Here is a 14,580-nt window from a genome sequence, read left to right on the forward strand (position 1 = left end):
GCGGCTGCGCCGTCGCGCGGTGGCAGATCACTCCGGTGGCGTAGCGCGGGCCCGCGGCGGCGGAGGGCTGCGCTGTCCCGCCGCCCCGGGTGTCACGGGCGTCACGGGGCCCGGGTGCCGGCCGGCGGCTCCTCGTCCTCGCCCCACTCCTCGCCCCGGTCCGGCTCGGCCTCGCCTTCGGCGCGCACGTCCGCCGGAGTCGGAGCGGTGATGTTGCGCTGCTCGGCGGACCTCTCCCTCGCCCGCTCGTCGACGCGCGGGTCGCCGTGTTCCTCGGGAGTGCTCATGGCGATCGGTTCCTTTCTCGGCTCTCGGCCCCTGCGGGCGGATGCCCGGCCGGGCGCGATCCACTCGTCGAGCGTGCATGCGGGCACATCAGCACACAAATCCAAACAAGTCGGGCAAAACATGAATTCGATGTCGTCCGTCGGGGTAGGTGTCCGAATGCAGCGGCCACGGCCGATCCGCCGGCCGCGCCGGCACCCACCGGGTGCCACCGGGACCGTCGCTTGAAGAAGCCGGGCGCGGGTCCTGGGGAAAGAAGCCCGTGGCGCGCGAGCGAGGGCTTGTTCGCAGCGTCGTCGGGCGATCGCCCCGACGCCCAGGAGCAACAGGTGTCCATCCCCGTCAAGACACAGCACCGTAGTGCCCAGATGACCGCCGAACCCCCCTCGGGTGGGTCGTCGCCCGACCTGCCGCCTCCGTACAGCGAGGCCGAGCTGCGGGCGATGGGCAAGTCCGAGGCGCGCCGACTCAGCGACGCGCTGTTCGAGCGGCTGGCCGGGCTCGCCCGTGAGACGCACGCGTACAGCAACGTGCGCGGCCGGATCATCGAGCTCAACATGCCGCTGGTGCGGTTCATCGCGGCCCGCTTCCGCCATCGGCCGGAGGACATGGACGACATCCTCCAGGTCGGCACGATCGGCCTGATCAAGGCCGTCGACGGCTACGACCCGCACCGCGGCGTCGAGTTCGTCACCTACGCCATCCCCACCATCGCCGGCGAGATCAAGCGGTTCTTCCGCGACACCTCCTGGCCGGTGCGGGTGCCGCGCAGCATGCAGGAGCTCTACCTGACGGTGGCCCGCGGCTCCGACCGCCTGGAGCAGGAACTCGGCCGGCTCCCCCGCCCGGAGGAGATCGCCGAGGACCTCCACCTCACCCTGGAGCAGACCACCGAAGGCCTGGCCGCCGGGCGGGTCTACCGCCCCAACTCCCTGGACGCGCTGCGCGAACAGGACACCAACGAGAGCGGCAGCGCGCTGCTCGACCGGCTCGGCAGCTGCGACCCCGGCATCGAACTCGCCGACTTCCGTACCGCCGTGCGCCCGCTGCTCGCCGAACTCGTCGAGCGCGAGCAGATCGTGCTCAAGCTCCGCTTCTGGGACGGCTGCACGCAGTCCGAGATCGCCGAACGGATCGGCGTGTCCCAGATGCACGTCTCCCGCCTGCTCAGCGCCACGCTCAGCCGCCTGCGCGAGCGGCTGGAGGACCGCGACGCCCCCGGGTGGTCGGACGAACCGCCCGAGGAGCCCCCGGACGGCACACCGCTCTGAGTCCACCGTCCAGGCCGGGGCGCGCTCGGAGCGCGCCCCGGCAGGTTTCCCGTCCCGTGGTGGCGTGTGAGCGCGCCGGGTTCCGGGAAGCCGCGCAGTGCCCGCGGTCACCGGAGGTGTGGAGGCGATGGCGATGGAACGGCCCGGTCTGTCCTGGCGTGAACGGCGGATCCTCGCCGAGGTCGAGAGCACGCTGCGCGGCGAGCGGCGGCTGGACCGTGAGCTCAGCAGGATGCGGCTCACGCTCCGGCACCGCGTCGGCGGCGCGCTCGCCGGCCTGGGGCCGATCCCGCTGACCGCGCTGGCGGTGCTCCTGACGGTGTCGGTCCTGCTCGCCCGTACCCGCGAGCACAGCGCCGACGTCCTGGCGGTCTTCGCCGCGGTGTGGCTCGCGACGTCCCTGCTCTTCGCCGCCCGGATCGCCGCGGGCGCCGCGGCCCGCCGCAGTCGAAGGAGCGGACGGTGACCGGCCCGTACGGCCCGCTGGGCGGGTTCGGCCCGCGCGGTCCGCTGTCCGCGGCGGTGCTGGGCCTGGTACGGTCCGGGCCGCCGGGCGCCGGACGGCTGCTCGCGCCGCCCGGCCCGCTCTCCGACCCGTGGGGCGAGGACCACCAGCTCGCGTTGTACCTGTGCTACGAACTCCACGACCGGGGCCTGGCGGGCGCCCACCCCGGCTGGGAGTGGGAACCCGAACTGCTGGCGCTGCGAAAGGCGCTGGAGCGGTCGTTCCTCGCCGCGGTGCGCGCGGCGGCCGAGCCCGTCCCACCGGTGCCGGAGGCGCTGGACCAGTTGCTGACGGAACCCCCGGGCGGCACCGGGCCCTCGCGCTTCCTGCTCGACGAGGGCGAGGCCCGGCACGTCCGCGAGTACCTGGTGCACCGCTCGGTCTACCACCTCAAGGAGGCCGACCCGCAGGTGTGGATGGTGCCGAGGATCCACGGGCCCGCCCAGGCCGTCCTGATGACGATCCTCTACGACGAGTACGGCGCCGGGCGCCCCGAGCGGGCACACGCGGGGCTGTTCGCGCGGATGATGGAGGCCTTCGGACTCGATCCGTCCTACGGGCACTACCTGGACGCCGTCCCGGCCGTCTCCCTCGCGTCGGTCAACCTGATGACGCTCTTCGGCCTCCACCACGCGCTGCGCGGCGCCGCGGTCGGGCACTTCGCCGCCCTGGAGATCACCTCCCCGCCCGGTGCCGCCCGGCTGGCCGCCGCGCTGGAGCGGCTGGGCGCGGGCCCGGACGGGACGCTGTTCTACCGCGAACACGTCGAGGCCGACGCCGTCCACGAACAGCTCGTCCGGCACGGGGTCGTCGACCAACTGATCGCGTCCGAGCCCGCGTTGGCGCCGGACATCGCCTTCGGCCTGGCCGCCGCGCGGGTCGTCGACGGCCGGTTCGCGGGCCACCTGCTCGACTGCTGGCGGGCCGGGCGCAGCTCTCTGCGCTCACCCCTCGGCGAGCCCGCCGTCCGCAACGCCTCCTGAACCGTCGCCGGTCGGACGGCGCTCGCGGCGGCCGTGCCGGCGATGGCTGGTGTCGCAGAACGGGTAGCACCGGCTCCGGCGGCAGACGCACAGCGCCACCACCGGCCGGTCGGAGGAGCGGACCTCGCCGCCCGGCAGGACCACCTCCACCGGCCCCTCGACCAGCAGCGGGCCCCCGGGCACCACGACCACCCGGGTCGCGGCCCGGTCAGCGCTCCCGGACACCGCGCACCACCACCAGGACCTCCCACCGGTCGCCCGGGGAGATCAGCCCGAGCCTCTCGAACAGCGCGGCGCGCGCCGTCATCACCGGCCCGAACGCCTGCCGACGCCGCGCCGTCACCGCCGTTCGCAGCCCGGCCGCGCCGAGCGCCGCCAGGGTGGCCGGGACGTCCGCGAGGGAGGACTGCACGACGAGCAGCACGCCGCCGCGGGCCAGCCGTGGCGGCGCCTCCCGGCAGATCCGGTCCAGCACGAGGCGTCCGTCCGGCCCGGCGTCCCACGCGAGCCCGCGCCCGTGCCCGCGCCGCGTCCGCGCGGCCGGGACGTACGGCGGGTTGGCCGTGATCAGGTCGAAGGTCCCGGCCGTCACCGGGGCCAGCAGATCGCCCCGCCGCAGGCGGATCCCGCTGCGGTGCAGGCGGGCGTTGAGCCAGGCCGTGGCGACGGCGCGCGCGGACAGGTCGACCGCCGTCACCCGGGCCCCCTCGTGCGCGGCCGCGAGCGCGACGGCACCCGTGCCGGTGCACAGGTCGAGCACCCGGCTGTCCCCGTCGAGCCGCTCGCGGCGCACGCAGGAGACCAGCAACTCGGTGTCGCCCTGGGGTCGGTAGACGCCCGGCGGCCTGATCAGCAGCATGTTCGCGGGAGTGTCCATACGAGGCGGCTTGCCGGGCCCGGCGCCCTCAAACCCGGGGCCGGCCGTGCCGCTCGCCCGGTCGGCGAGGTTTCCGACCGCCCGTCCGGGGCAGCCGCCCGGCATCCGAACCCGCCCCACCCCGGGACTCATCATGGCCACTCCCGACCCCGACCCCGAACACACTCCGGCGCTCGACGAACGCGGCACCCTGCCCGCCGGGGACACCCCGCCGGCCGAGGGCGGCATCTCGGGCATCTCCCACCCCGAACCCGAGGAACTGCGCACGGCCTGGGGCATCTGGCCCGCGGTCGTCATCGTGGCGGTGGCGCTGGCCGTGTCGGTCATGCTGGTCGCCATGATCTTCGCGCTGACCTGACGGCGGCCCGCCGCCGGGGCACCCGTGGGTGCCCGCCGTCGTCAGGGCGACCGGCCGTTCTCGCCGGAGTCGTGTCCGGTGAGGTGGTCCCGGACCGCGGCGATGGCGCCTGTGCCGGGCGGCAGCCCCCACACGGGCCGGGGCGGATTCCTCGGTGGGGCTTCGCGCACGCGCCGCGAGCAGCGCCGCAGTTCCTCGGCGGGGGCGCGCAGGCGCAGGGCGGGGAACAGCCGGTCCTCCTCGCCGCGCAGGTGCGCGCGGAGCACCAGGAGCAGGGTGTCGATGGCGTGGTGGCGCTCGCCGGGCGGCAGGCGCCGGTCCAGGGCGCGGTCGGTCAGCAGACGGATCGTCGTGTGGGTGTGGACGGCGGCGTCGGCGAGCGCGCCCCCGGCCGGGAGGTAGCGGCGCACCAGCGGGTGCAGGTACTCCTCCTCGACGGTGTGGTGCCGGTCGAGGAGTTCCCTGAGAGCGTGCAGCAACCGGAGGTCGTCGTCCGGTCCGGGGCCGCTGTCGGCACGGATGCCGGCCAGCCTGCGCAGGACGGTCTCCATCGCCCGGTGCTCGGCGCACAGTTCGCTCGGAAACGCTTCGGGGCCGTTCATGGCTGCTCCGTCCGGCCGGTCGGGGTGGACCGTGAACAGGAGCGCTTGCCCCGTTCGCGCCGCCGCATGCGGCGGCGGGCCGAGGCGGGCCGAGGTGGGACGAGGCGGGACGACCTCAAACGCTGCACAAACGCTTCGACTGGGCTGCCGGCCGTGAATCGCTGCACGGTGGAGGCGTGACTTCGCGAACGAGGAACGGGCGCGGTACGGGCTCCGCCGGCGGCCCCGTGCCGGTGGCCGAGGAGCTGCCCCGCCTGGTGCGGCGGGCGGCCCGCGGCGACCAGGCCGCGTTCGAGGCGGTGTACCGCGCGGTGGCCGGGCCGGTGTACGGCGTCGCGCTGCGGACGCTGCACAGCCCGGCGCACGCCGAGGAGGTCGCGCAGGAGGTCCTGCTGGAGGTGTGGCGGACGGCCACCGCCTACCGGCCCGAGCGCGGGTCGGTGCTGACCTGGGTGCTGACCATCGCGCACCACCGGGCGGTGGACCGCGTGCGGTCGGCGCGGGCGTCCGCCGAGCGCGACCGGCGGGCCGGGCTGCGGGAGCTGCTGCCGAGCGATCCGCCGGAGGAGCAGGCGGTCCGTTCGCTCGACCGGCAGCGGGTCCGGTCCGCGCTCACCCGCCTGAGCGCGGCGCAGCGCGAGGCCGTGGTGCTGGCCTACTACGGTGGCTACACGCAGCGGGAGATCGCCCACCGGGTCGGTGTGCCGCTGGGCACCGTCAAGACCCGGATCCGCGACGGACTCATCCGGCTGCGGGCCGTGATCACGCCCGACGACGTCCGCCCGGGGCGGCGCGGACCGGATCCGGAGCGCAACCCCAGGAGGATTGCTCGCACGTCCGAGCCGTGGAAGGACACCGTGACGGCCGACCAGCAGAGGATCGCGAGATGGTGACCTCGTCCGCCGGACACGCCGGGCAGCACACCGAGCGCGCCGCCGCCCCCTCGGCGGAGGCCGGTCTGCCGACCGGCGGTGTGGCGCAGCGACTCGGCGTGTCCCCGACCACGGTCCGCTCCTGGGAACGCCGTTACGGCATCGGCCCCGCCCACCGGGAGGCCGGGCACCACCGCCGCTGGAGCCCGCAGGACATCGCCGTCCTGGAGGCCATGTGCCGCCTGACCGCGCGCGGGGTCCCGCCGGGGGAGGCCGCCCGCGCGGTCCTGGCCGAGCGCGCCGCCGCCGAGGACGACGAGACCCGGCGCCCCGCGCCGCGCCGGTCGGAGGCGGACGCCCGGGACGGCGCCCGGCCCGGCCCCGGCCCGGGCGGGAGCCGCTCCCTGCGGGTCGGGACGGTGCGCCCGGAATGCCGCGGTCTGGCCCGGGCGGCGGTGCGCCTGGACGCGCCGGAGGTCGCCAGGATCCTGGACGAGGTGGTCGACACCCTCGGGGTGGTCGCCGCGTGGACGGAGGTCATGATGCCCGCGCTGCGGGCCGCGGGCCGCAAGTGGGCGGCGGACGGCGAGCAGTACGTCGAGGTCGAGCACCTGCTGTCCTGGCACGTCTCCAGCGCCCTGCGGGGCGCGGCCGTGGGAACGGCCGCCACCCGGCCCGCACCGCCCGTGCTGCTGGCCGCGGCACCCACCGAACTGCACACCCTCCCGCTCGAAGCCACGGCCGCGGCGCTGACCGAACGCGGACTCCCCTTCCGCATGCTGGGCGCGGCCGTCCCGCCCCGGGCGCTGCTCGACGCCGTCCACCGGATCGGCCCGGGAGCCGTGATGATCTGGTCCCAGGACCGGCGCAGCGCCGACCGCGAACTGGCGCGCAGGGTCGGCGCCAGCACCTGGGGGCCGCGCGGCTCCCGCGCCGCCGCACTGGTCGTCGCCGCCGGTCCCGGCTGGGCCCGCGGCAGGCCCTCGGCCGGCACCGCCGGCCCCCGCACGCTCGCGGACGCCGTCGACCTCCTCGAACAGGCGGTCACGGGCTGATGCCGGCTCGCCCGCGTCCGTCGTCGTCTCCGCCGCCGTGCCGGAGAGGTCCGTCCCCGCCCGGGATCCCGTCGACGCGACGTCACGCCAATCCGCATCGGAGTCGGGTCCGAAGACCGGGGGCAATCCGCACCGCACCGCCTGGAAGGGCCCACCCGTGACCGTCTCCATCGCCCTGTTCACCCAGGACCTGCGCCTGCACGACAACCCCGTCCTGCACGCCGCGCGCACCGCGGCCGACCAGGTCGTGCCGCTGTTCGTCCTCGACCCCGCCGTCGAGGCCGCGGGCTTCGCCGCCCCCAACCGGCAGGCGTTCCTGGCCGATTGCCTGGAGGACCTGGACGCCTCGCTGCGCCGGATCGGCTCGCGGCTGACCGTACGGCGCGGTGAACCCGCCGAGCAGACGGCCCGGCTGGCCGCCGAGACCGGCGCAGGATCGGTGCACGTCGCCGCGGGCGTCAGCGCCTTCGCGCACCGCCGGGAGGCACGGCTGCGGGCCGTGTTCGGCGAGCGGCTGCACGTCCACGACGCCTCGCTCACCGTCGTCCCGGCCGGGCGGATCACCCCGGCCGGCCGTGACCACTACGCCGTCTTCACCCCGTACCACCGCGCCTGGCAGCAGGCACCCCGCCGGACGGTCCTGGCCGCGCCCCGCACGCTCGCCACCCCGGACGGCGTCGGCAGCGACACCTTCGCGGCCGAGGGCCCGTCCTCGCCGGGCCTGCCGCGCGGCGGCGAGACGGTGGCCCGGCGGCGCTGGCGGGCCTGGGACCCGGACGGCTACGCGGACGCGCACGACGACCTCGCCGCCGACGCCACCTCCCGGCTCTCCCCGTACCTGCACTTCGGCTGCCTGTCGCCCACCGAGCTCGCCGCGCACGCGCTCCGCCACGACGGCGCCGGAGCGGAGGCCTTCGTCCGGCAACTCGCCTGGCGCGACTTCCACCACCAGGTCCTCGCCGCCCGCCCCGACGCCGCGCGGCACGACTACCGCACCAAGGACGACCACTGGCACCACGACGAGGAGGAGGCCGAGGCCTGGCGCCGGGGCCGCACCGGCTACCCGATCATCGACGCCGGCATGCGCCAACTCGCCCACGAGGGCTGGATGCACAACCGCGCCCGGCTGCTGACGGCGAGCTTCCTCGCCAAGACGCTCTACCTGGACTGGCGGATCGGCGCCGCGCACTTCCTCGCCCTGCTCGTCGACGGCGACGTGGCCAACAACCAGCTCAACTGGCAGTGGGTCGCCGGCACCGGCACCGACACCCGCCCCAACCGCGTCCTCAACCCGCTGCGCCAGGCCGACCGTTACGACCCCGCCGGCGACTACGTGCGCCGCTGGGTGCCCGAGCTCGCCCACCTGCCCGGCCCCGCCGTCCACCGGCCCTGGCTCCTGGACGGCGACTACCCGCCCCCGATCGTCGCGCCCGAGGAGCTGACCGCGCGGTTCCGGCGCGGCCGGCCCTGATGGAGCCCGTCCTCCGGACCTCCGGACGAGGAGTGGACATGGACACACCGCGACCCGCACCGTCGCGTTGCCTGGTGACCGGCGCGAGCGGCTACATCGGCGGCCGTCTGGTGCCGGAGCTGATCGCCCGGGGACACCCCGTCCGCTGCCTGGTGCGCGATCCCGAGCGGCTGCGGGACCAGCCGTGGCGCGCGCAGGTCGACGTCGCCACCGGTGACGTGAGCCGCCCCGAGACCCTCGCCGGGGCCTTCGACGGCATCGACGTCGCCTACTACCTGGTGCACTCGCTGGGCACCGGACCGGCCTTCGAAGCCACCGACCGCGCAGCCGCCCGGGCCTTCGGGGCCGCCGCGGCCGCCGCGGGCGTCACCCGGATCGTCTACCTCGGCGGCCTCATCCCGGCCGGGGTGCCCGAGGCGGACCTCTCGCCCCATCTGCGCTCCCGTGCCGAGGTCGGCCGGATCCTGCGCGACAGCGGCGTCCCCACGGCCGAACTGCGGGCGGCCGTGATCATCGGCTCCGGCAGCGCCTCGTTCGAGATGCTCCGGTACCTCACCGAACGCCTGCCCGTGATGGTCACGCCGCGCTGGGTCTCCACCCGGATCCAGCCGATCGCCGTCCGGGACGTCCTGCGGCAGCTGGCCGGCGCCGCCGGTCTGCCGCCGGACGTGAACCGCACCTTCGACCTCGGCGGGCCCGATGTCCTGACCTACGCGCAGATGATGCACCGCTACGCGCGGCTGGCCGGGCTGCGGCGGCGCCTCATCGTCCCCGTGCCGGTCCTCACCCCCCGGCTGTCCGGCCACTGGGTCGGCCTGGTGACCCCGGTGCCCGGCTCCATCGCCCGTCCGCTGGTCGAGTCCCTGCGCCACGAGGTCGTCCGCGGCGAACACGACCTCGCCCGGTGGGTGCCCGACCCGCCGGAGGGGCCGACCGGGTTCGACCAGGCCGTGGTGCTGGCCCTGCGGCGGATCAAGGACGCCGATGTCGCCACCCGCTGGTCCGGCGCCTCGGTGCCCGGCGCCCCGAGCGACCCGCTGCCCACCGACCCCGACTGGGCCGGCGGCAGCCTCTACCAGGACCTCCGCGAACGGACCGTGACGGCCTCGCCGGCCGCCGTCTGGCAGGTGATCGAGGGCATCGGCGGCGACAACGGGTGGTACTCGTTCCCCCTGGCCTGGGCCCTGCGCGGCCGGCTCGACCGCCTGCTCGGCGGCGTCGGCCTGCGCAGGGGCCGCCGCGACCCCGCCCGGCTGCGGGTCGGCGACTCCCTCGACTTCTGGCGGGTCGAGGAGATCCGGCCGGGCCGGCTGCTCCGGCTCCGCGCCGAGATGCGGCTGCCCGGCCTGGCCTGGCTCGAACTGTCCGTCACGCCGGACGGCGACCACGGCACCCGCTACCGGCAGCGGGCGCTCTTCCACCCGCACGGCCTGGCTGGCCACGCCTACTGGTGGGCCGTGGCGCCCTTCCACACGGTGGTGTTCGGCGCAATGGCCCGCAACATCACCGAACGCGCCCGCCGGACGGCCTGACCCGGCTCGCCTCCGGCGCCACCGGCCGTTCGCCGTTCGCCGGTGCCGGGAAGACCGGGTCGGTGCCGGTCAGGTCGCAGGAGGCCGCCCAGAGGCGCTCGGCGGTCCGGGCGTCGGTCAGCTGCTTCCAGAGGGGTTCGGCCTCGGGCGTGCCGCGCAGGCCGAACGCCCGGGGGCTCAGCATGAGGCCGCCGCCCCGCACGGCCGGGTCGAGCACCGCCCGGACGGCGGGCCACGCGGCGGTGTCCTTGCCCTGGACGACGAGGCCGAGCGGCAGGTTTCGCAGCCGTTCGCCGGTGGTGCGCACGTGCACCGGTGGGCGCGAGGGGGTGAGGGAGTCGAGGGCGCCGCCGGGGTGGACGAGCACGCTCAGGGTCGTGCTGCCGCAGGCGCGGAGCCGGCGGTCGAGCTCGACGGCGAAGAGCATCTGGGCCAGCTTGGAGCGCGCGTAGGTGCGCTTGGGCCGGTAGTCGCGCGTGCTCTGGAGGTCGTCGAGGTCCAGGCGTTCGGACTTGGCGGCGAAGCTGCCGGTGGTGACGATCCGGCTCCCCGGGGCGGCCGCGAGCAGCGGGGCCAGGTGGTGGGTCAGGGCGAAGTGGCCCAGGTGGTTGGTCGCGAACATGAGCTCCAGGCCGTCCCTGGTCTCGCGGCGCGGCGGGTCGTCGAACAACACCCCGGCGTTGTGGACCACCGCGTCGAGGCGGTCCAGCCCGAGCGCGTCCACGGACGCCTTGAGTGAGGCGCGATCGGCCAGGTCCAGGGGCACGTGCCGCACCGTGGCGCCCGGCACCCGGGAGCCGATGGAGCCGATCGCGGCCTCGGCCCTCGCCCGGTCGCGGCAGCCGATGACGACCGTCGCCCCGGTGGCGGCGAGCTGCTCGGCCACGAAGTACCCGATGCCCGCGTTGCCGCCGGTGACCAGGAAGCTCCTGCCACGGGCATCGGGCAGGCGGTGGGCGTCCCAGCGCGGGACACGGGGGGCGGAGGGCACGGCGGCTCCCGGAGCTCGGAGTGATCGGACGCGGGCGGGACCGCACGGCCACGGCCGGTCACGCCCCGCCCCCCACGGTCCCGGAGGCCACTCACACCTCGCTCACAGGCCACTGCCATCCGACCGTCGTCCGGCAGCCCGCGCGAGGGGAGCCGCGGAGCGCCGGGCCGGTCCGTACCGGGCATCAAGGCCCGTGCCACGTTAGGGTGATGCGTTGCGTCCAGCCCAGCCGGGAGGGCACCGCGCCTTCGGTCCGAACCCCCGGGTGTCCGGTCCGAGCGGCGCCGCCGGCTGCCGAGTCGAAGGGACACGCCGTTGCGCATCGTCGACGCCCGGACCGGGGAGCCCGCCGAGCTCCGGCCCCGCCGGGTCGGGCTCCTGCGGGTGACCGTCGTGGTGGGGGAGCGGGACGGCCGGTTCGACCTCGGGGACCTGCGGGCCCTGTTGGCCGGTGACGTGCTGGCCCGCACCTGCGAGACGCAGGGACTGCAGGTGTTCACCGGGCTCGCCGTACCGGACGGTGCGCAGGAGCAGGCCGGGGCCCTGCTGAAGGCCGCGGAGGAGATGGGCATCCACCCGCCCGGACGGCTGAGCGCGCACGGAGACGCGGGGACGGCGGACCTGGTCATCGCCGGCCGTCCGCAGCCCGGCTCCGACGCCGTGGCGCCGGCGCTCCTGGTCACCGGGCCGGTCAGCGGACCGGTCACCGGATCGGTCGTCGGATCGGTCGTCGGATCGGTCGTCGGATCGGTCGTCGAGGAGGCTTCGGACGCGGGTTCGGCGAGCGGTTCCCCGGGGTCCGCACGCGATCCCTTCGCGCTGCGCCTGGTCCTCCTGGAGCACGCCGTCACCGATCCGGTCCGGATCACCGCGGCCGCGCTGGCCGATGCCGGGGAGAGGATCGCCCGCTGGCGGGCGCTCGTGGCCGACCTCGCCGGTGCGCCGTCCGGGCCGCTGGACGCGGACATGGTCCAGGCGGGCTTCGACGGGCTGGACGAGAACCTGGACGCCCGGGTCGCGGTGCGCGCCCTGCAGGCGCTGGACGAGCGGTCGGACCTGGCGGCCGGGACCCGTTTCGAGACCTGCCTGCGCCTGGACCAGGTGCTCGCCCTCGAACTCGCCCGTGACATCGGCCGCGGGCCCCGTTGAACCGTCCGGGCGCTGTGCCCGCGCCCGGTCGCGGGCGGCCCCGGGGTCGCCTACGGTGAGGGCACGGTCACCCTGCGAGCGGCGCTGTGGACCGCTGGGGCGGACCGGCAGGGGGGAACACCGACGAAGGAGTCCCCGTGACCACTGCCCGAGACATCATGCACACCGGCGCCCAGTGCATCGGCGCCCACCAGACGCTGGACGAGGCCGCGAAGATGATGCGCGACAAGAAGGTGGGCGCGCTGCCGATCTGCGGCGACGACCAGAAGCTCCACGGCATCATCACCGACCGCGACATCGTGGTGCGCTGTCTCGCCGAGGGGAAGGACCCGGCCACCATGACCGCGATGGAGCTGGCCGGGCACCTGCACTGCGTGCGGGCCGAGGACAGCATGGACACCGTGCTCAAGAAGATGGAGCAGCACCAGATCCGGCGCATCCCGGTGATCGACGGCGACCGGCTGGTCGGCATGATCAGCGAGGCCGACCTGGCGATGGGCCACCGCGACGGCCACCAGGTGACGGACCAGCAGATCATCGAGTTCATGGACAGCGTCTACATGAAGCGGTGACGCCCGCCCGCCGTTGAGCGGAGCCCCGTTAAGCGGAGCCCCGTCCCCACGGGTGCGGACGGGGCTCCCTGGCGTCGGCGGTCCGGTCAGTCGGCCCGGTGGGGAAGGCCGGCGCCGGCGGCGAGTTCGGCCACCAGCCGCGTGGTGAGCGGCACGCCGATGCCGTGCCGTTCGGCGGCGCGCAGCACGGCCCCGCCGATGGCGTCGAGTTCCAGCGCGTGGCCCGCCTCCGCGTCGCGCTGCATGGAGGACTTGCTGTCCGCCGGGAACGCGTCGTAGCGCTGCAGGACTTCGGCGACGACCGTCTGCCCGCCGCAGGCCCGGCCGACCGCGACGGTCTCCTCGACCAGGGCCGTCAGCTCGTCCCGCCGCTCGGAGCGGATCGCGCCGATGGGCTGGCGATGGCGGGTGGTGAGCAGGGCGAAGGGGGCGAGGAAGGCCAGCTTGGCCCACAGGACCCGGTGCTCGTCGGGGAGGACGCGGGTGGTCACGCCGGCGCCGGTGAGCAGTTCGGCGAGCGGGGCGAGCCGGTCCGGCCGGCCAGATCGACCTCGACGAACGGGCTGCCGTGCCTGATGACGCCCGGCGCGGTGCGGGCGGACTCGACGCGGACGACGGCCGGGACGACGCGCTCGTCGCCGTAGGCCGCCCGCAGGGTGTCCGCGTGCTCGACGCCGTTCAGCAGCGGCAGCAGCACGCCGTTGGCGAGCCACTGCGGCGGGACGCGGTCGAGGGCCGCGTCCAGCGCGGTGTTCTTGACCGTCACCAGGCACAGGTCGACGGGCTCGCGCAGCACGGTGTCCGCCTCGACCGGCGCGGTGAAGTCGCCGAACTGCCTGCTGCCGACGCGGATTCCGTCCCGGCGCAGCGCGTCGGCGGTCTCCTCCCGGGCGAGGCAGATGACGCGGTGTCCGGCGCGGGAGAGCAGCGCGGCGAGCAGGCCGCCGACGCCGCCGGGGCCGAGCACGGCCACGGTCGAGCGGTTCGGGACCGGGATGGATCCGGGCGTGGATGCGGGGGTGGATGCGGGGACCGCTGCGGTGACGGGGTGTCCGGATGCGGACATGGAGGGGCTCCTCTCGGTTCGTGGGTCGGCACCTGGAAGGTTGCCGCCCTGGGCCCGGCGTGATCATCTACTCAGGACACGGCCGCGTCAATCCTCACCCGGGCGTCGCGCGGTGAGGGGCCGGGGAACCGGCCCGACCGGGCGGGCGTTGCTGGCTGAGGACACGTGGGTGCGGCGGCCGGTAGGCGCGTTGCGGCGTGGCCGGTCCGTACAGGGAAAGGAAGGGCACATGCACGTCACCCTCGCCGAGGAGCTGATGCTGCTCTCGCTGGACGACGAGTCCGGTGTGGCGAAGGACGGTTCGAGCGCCGGATGGGCGGTGGCGGGAGGCTTCCTCGCCGATCTCGCACTGGCCGGGCGGGTCGCGCTCGACGAAGGCCGGCTCAGCGTCACCGACCGTACGCCGACCGGTGATCCGCTGCTCGACGAGCGCCTGGAGCGGATATCCGAGTGGGCGGCGAACAAGGCGCCCGGCAAGGCGAAGGCGGCGGACTGGCTGGCCAAGGACCACCTCACGGCGGTCCGGGCCACCGTGCGGCGGCTGTGCGAGCGCGGCCTGGTCGTGGAGGAGCGCCACCGGCTCCTCGGTCTGTTCCCGGTCCGGCGCTATCCGGAAGCGGACGGCTCCGTCGAGCGTGAACTGCGCGCGCGGCTCGCGGCCGTGATCCGGCACCACCAGGCGCCCGACGCCCGCACCGCGACCCTGATCGCCCTCCTGCACGCGGCCCGGCTGCACGGCCTGGCCTTCTCCGACCTCCCGCGTGCGCGGGTCGAGCTGCGGTTCGCGGAGATCGCCGCGGGCGACTGGGCGGGCGAGTCGGTCGGCCAGACGGTCCGGAACATGCGCGTCGCCGTCGCGGCCGTCACGGCCGTGACCGTCGCCGCGGCCGCCGCCGGCTGACGGTCGGCCGGGAGTCGGCCGGTGGCCGGTGGCGCCCGTTGTCCCGGGCTCGCCCCCGGGCCCGTCCCGGGACAACGGGCGGGCCCGGGA

Annotated in this window: 16 protein-coding genes and 1 pseudogene; 11 read left to right on the forward strand and 6 right to left on the reverse strand. The window is 75.6% G+C overall.

Features of this window, described 5'->3' with window-relative positions; translation table 11 throughout:
- Positions 1-101: 101 nt before the first annotated feature.
- Positions 102-287 (reverse strand): hypothetical protein, encoded by a 186-nt coding sequence (locus AB2U05_RS34815; RefSeq protein ID WP_369185473.1) that lies wholly within the window; start codon positions 285-287, stop codon positions 102-104.
- 366 nt (positions 288-653) lie between these two features.
- Here AB2U05_RS34815 and AB2U05_RS34820 point away from each other — a divergent pair, with 366 nt between their 5' ends.
- The 3 genes from AB2U05_RS34820 (at position 654) to AB2U05_RS34830 (ending at position 3,044) form a co-directional block, all read left to right on the forward strand.
- Positions 654-1,556 carry a SigB/SigF/SigG family RNA polymerase sigma factor gene (locus AB2U05_RS34820; RefSeq protein ID WP_052707112.1) on the forward strand — a complete coding sequence of 301 codons (903 nt, stop codon included), beginning with the start codon at positions 654-656 and terminating at the stop codon, positions 1,554-1,556.
- A 127-nt stretch (positions 1,557-1,683) separates the two neighbouring features.
- Positions 1,684-2,022: a hypothetical protein gene (locus AB2U05_RS34825; protein ID WP_369185474.1), complete on the forward strand. Its 339-nt coding sequence runs from the start codon at positions 1,684-1,686 to the stop codon at positions 2,020-2,022.
- Positions 2,019-3,044, forward strand: coding sequence for an iron-containing redox enzyme family protein (locus AB2U05_RS34830; protein ID WP_045692456.1), 1,026 nt, complete (start codon positions 2,019-2,021; stop codon positions 3,042-3,044). Before AB2U05_RS34825 ends, AB2U05_RS34830 begins: the two co-directional genes overlap by 4 nt.
- Here the strand turns inward: AB2U05_RS34830 and AB2U05_RS34835 are convergent.
- Positions 3,006-3,269, reverse strand: coding sequence for a CDGSH iron-sulfur domain-containing protein (locus AB2U05_RS34835; RefSeq protein WP_369185475.1), 264 nt, complete (start codon positions 3,267-3,269; stop codon positions 3,006-3,008). The genes AB2U05_RS34830 and AB2U05_RS34835 overlap by 39 nt on opposite strands.
- Entirely contained in the window at positions 3,253-3,921 is a 669-nt protein-coding gene (locus AB2U05_RS34840) for a HemK2/MTQ2 family protein methyltransferase (protein ID WP_369185476.1), read from the reverse strand. The genes AB2U05_RS34835 and AB2U05_RS34840 overlap by 17 nt, the downstream gene beginning before the upstream one ends.
- A 133-nt stretch (positions 3,922-4,054) precedes the next feature.
- Here AB2U05_RS34840 and AB2U05_RS34845 point away from each other — a divergent pair, with 133 nt between their 5' ends.
- Positions 4,055-4,279, forward strand: a complete 225-nt coding sequence (locus AB2U05_RS34845) for a DUF6480 family protein (RefSeq protein WP_369185477.1) — start codon at positions 4,055-4,057, stop codon at positions 4,277-4,279.
- Positions 4,280-4,320: 41 nt separating this feature from the next.
- On the opposite strand, the gene AB2U05_RS34850 is transcribed toward AB2U05_RS34845, so the two are convergent.
- Positions 4,321-4,881: a hemerythrin domain-containing protein gene (locus AB2U05_RS34850; protein ID WP_369185478.1), complete on the reverse strand. Its 561-nt coding sequence runs from the start codon at positions 4,879-4,881 to the stop codon at positions 4,321-4,323.
- Positions 4,882-5,057: 176 nt separating this feature from the next.
- Here AB2U05_RS34850 and sigK point away from each other — a divergent pair, with 176 nt between their 5' ends.
- The 4 genes from sigK (at position 5,058) to AB2U05_RS34870 (ending at position 9,811) form a co-directional block, all read left to right on the forward strand.
- Positions 5,058-5,774, forward strand: a complete 717-nt coding sequence (sigK, locus tag AB2U05_RS34855) for an ECF RNA polymerase sigma factor SigK (RefSeq protein ID WP_244178600.1) — start codon at positions 5,058-5,060, stop codon at positions 5,772-5,774.
- Positions 5,768-6,808 carry a MerR family transcriptional regulator gene (locus AB2U05_RS34860; protein WP_369185479.1) on the forward strand — a complete coding sequence of 347 codons (1,041 nt, stop codon included), beginning with the start codon at positions 5,768-5,770 and terminating at the stop codon, positions 6,806-6,808. The genes sigK and AB2U05_RS34860 overlap by 7 nt, the downstream gene beginning before the upstream one ends.
- 157 nt (positions 6,809-6,965) lie before the next feature.
- Positions 6,966-8,279, forward strand: coding sequence for a deoxyribodipyrimidine photo-lyase (locus tag AB2U05_RS34865; RefSeq protein WP_369185480.1), 1,314 nt, complete (start codon positions 6,966-6,968; stop codon positions 8,277-8,279).
- Positions 8,280-8,317: 38 nt separating this feature from the next.
- The gene (locus tag AB2U05_RS34870) at positions 8,318-9,811 is read left to right on the forward strand and encodes an SDR family oxidoreductase (RefSeq protein WP_045692463.1); all 1,494 of its coding nucleotides are present in this window, start codon (positions 8,318-8,320) and stop codon (positions 9,809-9,811) included.
- Here the strand turns inward: AB2U05_RS34870 and AB2U05_RS34875 are convergent.
- The gene (locus AB2U05_RS34875) at positions 9,783-10,802 is read right to left on the reverse strand and encodes an SDR family NAD(P)-dependent oxidoreductase (RefSeq protein ID WP_369185481.1); all 1,020 of its coding nucleotides are present in this window, start codon (positions 10,800-10,802) and stop codon (positions 9,783-9,785) included. The two genes, AB2U05_RS34870 and AB2U05_RS34875, sit on opposite strands and share 29 nt — an antisense overlap.
- A gap of 315 nt (positions 10,803-11,117) precedes the next feature.
- Between AB2U05_RS34875 and AB2U05_RS34880 the strand changes: the two genes are divergently transcribed.
- Positions 11,118-11,951, forward strand: a complete 834-nt coding sequence (locus AB2U05_RS34880) for a hypothetical protein (RefSeq protein ID WP_369185482.1) — start codon at positions 11,118-11,120, stop codon at positions 11,949-11,951.
- A gap of 137 nt (positions 11,952-12,088) precedes the next feature.
- Positions 12,089-12,523 carry a CBS domain-containing protein gene (locus AB2U05_RS34885; RefSeq protein WP_078859561.1) on the forward strand — a complete coding sequence of 145 codons (435 nt, stop codon included), beginning with the start codon at positions 12,089-12,091 and terminating at the stop codon, positions 12,521-12,523.
- An 86-nt stretch (positions 12,524-12,609) separates the two neighbouring features.
- Here the strand turns inward: AB2U05_RS34885 and AB2U05_RS34890 are convergent.
- Positions 12,610-13,520, reverse strand: a pseudogene (locus tag AB2U05_RS34890) (ketopantoate reductase family protein).
- 298 nt (positions 13,521-13,818) lie between these two features.
- Between AB2U05_RS34890 and AB2U05_RS34895 the strand changes: the two are divergent.
- Positions 13,819-14,490, forward strand: a complete 672-nt coding sequence (locus tag AB2U05_RS34895) for a GPP34 family phosphoprotein (RefSeq protein WP_045692466.1) — start codon at positions 13,819-13,821, stop codon at positions 14,488-14,490.
- Positions 14,491-14,580 lie beyond the last annotated feature (90 nt).

This window comes from Streptomyces sp. Y1 (assembly GCF_041053115.1).
Taxonomy (GTDB): domain Bacteria; phylum Actinomycetota; class Actinomycetes; order Streptomycetales; family Streptomycetaceae; genus Kitasatospora; species Kitasatospora rubellomurina.